Source organism: Mycoplasma sp. AC157 (assembly GCF_054343415.1).
This window is the reverse complement of record NZ_JBTGVE010000036.1, coordinates 1-4,476: the sequence shown is the minus strand read 5'-3', so window position 1 is coordinate 4,476 and position 4,476 is coordinate 1. Positions and strand designations below refer to the sequence as shown.

At 25.0% G+C, this 4,476-nt stretch carries 2 protein-coding genes; one reads left to right on the top strand and one right to left on the bottom strand.

The annotated features are described in order from the left end of the window. Positions 1–107 precede the first annotated feature (107 nt). Positions 108–3,326, top strand: a complete 3,219-nt coding sequence (locus ACXX84_RS04030) for a DEAD/DEAH box helicase family protein (protein ID WP_458572957.1) — start codon at positions 108–110, stop codon at positions 3,324–3,326. Between the two features lie 45 nt (positions 3,327–3,371). On the opposite strand, the gene ACXX84_RS04025 is transcribed toward ACXX84_RS04030, so the two are convergent. Beyond that, positions 3,372–4,295 carry a site-specific integrase gene (locus ACXX84_RS04025; protein WP_458557354.1) on the bottom strand — a complete coding sequence of 308 codons (924 nt, stop codon included), beginning with the start codon at positions 4,293–4,295 and terminating at the stop codon, positions 3,372–3,374. Between the last annotated feature and the right edge of the window lie 181 nt (positions 4,296–4,476).

Below are 4,476 nucleotides of genomic sequence, written 5' to 3'. Positions count from 1 at the left end.
AATAGTAAACTCATTTTATTAATAGACTCTCTCCTTTCACTTCACAAGCGTAAGTTAACAGCATTAGAAAATATAAAAGCAAAACTATTAGAAAGGATGTTTATTTAATGGAACACAAAGAATTAGAATTTGAAAAATCTTTATTAATTAAGTTAAAAAACTATGGTTGAAAAAATCAAAGTATTGAAAATTCCCAAATAAGCGATACACTTGATGGAATTAGTGAAAAAGAATTAGAACAAAACTGAAGAAATATTCTTTTTGAACTTAATAAAGCAACTCTTAATAATGTGCCTTTAGATGATGAAGAATTTGAAGAAATTAAAGCAAAAATCTTTAATTCAGCAAATAAAGTTGTTGAAATTCATAGTTTACTTCAAGGTGAGTCAATCCCTTTTCAAAGAACAAATCCAAATTTAAGTGCAGAAGATAAAAAAGGTTTGATTTATTTAAAAATTTTTAGTAATACAGAAATAAAAGCAGGAAATACTATTTATCAAACAGCAAGACAAGTTTCTGTTTCTGCTCAAAGAGAAAGAAGAATTGATGTTTTACTATTAATAAATGGTTTACCACTATTTTGTTTAGAGTTAAAAACAGCAAATATTGGTATTGAAGATGCTAAAAAGCAATTAATTCAATACGGGAAAAATGGGGTATTTTCCACAGGATTACTTAAATTTGTACAAGTGCTTGTAGCACTAACTCCAAATAATATGGAATATACTTCAATTGTTGATGATTTTAGCAATTTCAACATAAAAGACTTTAGATATTGAAAAAATAAAGATAATCAAATAGTTAATGATATTGATAAAATAATTAACTTATTTTTCAAAATCCCAGAAGCACATAACTTAATTTCTAACGGAACAATAATTAAAGACAATAAATTATTAATCACTAGAAGTTATCAATTTTATGCTATTAAAGCAATTCTTGATAAGATCAATGAAATTAAATACAAAAACGAAAATAAATGCGGATTTATTTGACATACAACAGGTTCTGGTAAAACTTTAACAAGTTTTCAAACAGCAAGTCTACTTTTAAAAAGAGAAATGGTTTCTACTGTTGTTTTTGTAGTTGATAGAATCGATTTAAATGAACAGAGTTTTACAGAGTTTAGTGAATTTTCAAAAATAAATAAAGATAAAATCAAAATTATAAATACTTATGGAATTAAAGATCTAGAAGAAAAATTAAAAGAAACAGCAAGAAACAGCGGTTTATTTAAAACAATTTTTATTACTTCTATTCAAAAACTATCTCAATTAAGAAAAAATTACTTCAAACCAGAAGAAAAAATTGCTTTAATTTTTGATGAAGCGCATAGAAGTAGTTATGGTCAAATGATGAATAAGATTCAAAGTCAATTTGAAAATGCTATTTTTATTGGATTTACAGGAACTCCAATTCACTGAGTTAATCAAAAAAATGAATTAACTACCGAACAAGTATTTGGACCATTACTTCATAAATACACCATTATTAATGGTTTAGAAGATGGAAATGTTTTAAGATTTAGTAATAATTATATAAATTTTGAAAATATGCTTTTAGAATACTTTTATAAAATTCAATCTAATCATTATGGTGAAGAAATTGAAGTTGATAGTACAAAAATAAAATATAAACTTTCTGCTTGGGCAAATCAAGGAAGATTCAATTCAAGTGATTTAGAAATTTATAATTTATTAAATCAGAAAAATAGTTTAGGTAATCCAGAAGATATTATTAAAATTGAAAGATGATTAAAAAACAACGATTACTACGATAGTGATAATTTTAAAAAAGTAGTAGTTAAAGATATTTTAGAACACTGAATTAGTACAAGTAATAACAGAAGATATAGTGCGATTTTAGCTACTAAAAAAATCGATGACGCTATCAAATATTTTAAATTATTTCAAGAAGCTAAAAAATCAGTTCCGGAATTAGCAAACTTTAATGTAACTGCTTTATTTGATAAAAATATCGATGCTGTTTCAGAAGAAGAAGCGAAAAACTTTTCTAAACTAGAAGAAATTAAAAATATTTATGATACTTTTGAACAAGATTTTAAAGATAATCCGAAAGTAACTACTGCTAATCTTGATGAAAACTTCAAAAGTGTAATTTCTAAAATTTTTAAAGAAAGACAAATTTTAGAAGGTAATAAATATCCAACAGTAATTCTTGATTTATTAATTGTTGTAAATCAAATGCTAACAGGATATGATTCCAAGTATATTAACACCGTTTTTTTCGATAAAATACAGGAAAATGAACATTTAATTCAATCAATGTCTAGAACAAATAGACTAGAAAATGCAAATGATAAACCATTTGGTTCTATCTATTTTTACAGAGAACCTGGAACCATGAAATCTAATCTTCAAAGAGCGCTTGAGATTTATTCAGGAGTTCATAATGTTGATATTGAAGCAGATTCAAGTAAAATACTAATAAGTAATGCTCAAAAATATTATCAAGAAATTGAAGTTATCTTTAATAATTGAAATTATCCAAACTTTGAAGAAGTGCCAAAATATGATCCTAAATCTGAAAACCACATTCTTAAGGAACAACAAAAAAGATTTGTTGGTAATTTTACTAAACTAGAAAAAACACTTACTTCTTTATCACTTTTAAGAAAAGAACCTTATAAAGAACTTTCAAATGTCTTTAATGAAGAAGATATTAATAAACTTAAATTAAGATTTAAGGAAATCGATTTAAATGCTCTTAGAGACAATAAAGAAAAAGATGAAATAGATGAAACAATAAGTGATTTTGATTTAGATTGAATGTCAGAAAGAACTTTAAACACTCAGATGATTGACATTCATTTTTTTGAAGTTCACTTTACATATAAAGGGAAAGTTGCAGAATTAAAAGCACCTATAAACGAGTGAAGTGAAAAAGAATTTCATCAAAAACTGGCACAAGTTGATGCAGATACAAGAAAACTTCTTCTGCAAATTGATGCAGATATTAGTGATGGTAAAACTATAATTGAAGAAATTTACTCACAATTTGGTGGTTTAAAACAATATTTAAATTTCTTAAAAAATAAAGAACTTAATGATGATAAATCTAAATTTAAAGCAACCTATCTTATCGATCAAGATGAAAACATTTGCAAAGTCTTTGAGGAACTTTGAGATTTAGAAGAAAGTCGTTGAAAAGAAAATGGAAGAATCGATACTATAGAAAAGTATCTAAAAACCATAAAAGATGAACAGTCTTTAAAAGAATACATTCTTTCTAAAAATAAAGACTGTAAATTGTATATAATCTACAAACAATTTAAAGAAGATCTCAAAAACAAAAAAATAAACTAAAACACCCAAAAAAAATGGGTGTTTTTTGCGTGGGTGAACTTATGTCTAAATTAAGCTAGATATTGATCTCATTACTAAGTCAATATCTTTATTTTCTAATTCATTAATTATGTGTAAATATATTCTTTCAGTTGTATTCATACTTGCATGCCCTAATCTTCTTGCTACGGAAGCGATAGATACTCCAGCATACAATAAAATTGATGCATGGGTATGTCTTAAGGCATGAACAGTAATTGGAGGCACATTAGCTTTTTTGCACCTTCTTATTAAAATATCATTTATTGTTGAGTTATAAATTTTTTCTTTAAATATAAAAATTGGTTTATCTGGATCTAAATCTTTAATAATTCCAGCAAATTGTGAAGTAGTCATTCAATCAAGTTGTACTTTTCTAATTGAAGACTTATTTTTTGTTGGTAAAAAACCACCATGTTCTTTGTAATTTCAAGTTTTAGAAACATTTAATGTTTGTTTAACAAAATCAAAATCTTTAGGCGTAACCGCAATAGCTTCAGAAAATCTTAAACCGGTTTTAGCAATTAATAATATTAATCAATCCATATTTAATTTTGAATCTAGCTTAAGTGTTTTTAAAAGCAATTGTAATTGAAATTGATTTAAATATTTTTGTCTTTTTTCTCTAGGTGCTTTTCCTTTAATAACAACTTTTCTTGTTGGATCTGTTTCTAAATATCCATCATCTAGTGCATCAAGTAAGCAACTTTTAAGATGATGATGAAAATCCATTGTTGTTTGTTTTTCATGAGTTAAGGCATATTCATTTAATAATTTTTGATATTCATATCTATCTAATTCATTTAACTTTAAATTTGGAACTAACTTTATGATTCAATCTAATGTTAATTCATATTTTTTAAAACTTACCTTTCTAATTGAATCCTTTTTATATACATAGATTCAATTTTGAAAGTATTTATAAAGTAAAATATCTGATTTTTTCTTCATTTTTCTCCTTTTTCACCCACGCTCGAAAGAAAATTCATATTTTACTTTATAAAATTATTTTACTTTTGCTTTTTAGAAAAATAAAAAATTACTTAAAATAAATTTTTTTTCATTTCTAAAACTTATGCTTGTGAAGTGAAAGGACTGAATCAATTAAAGTAAAAAGTTTACCTACTAAAAT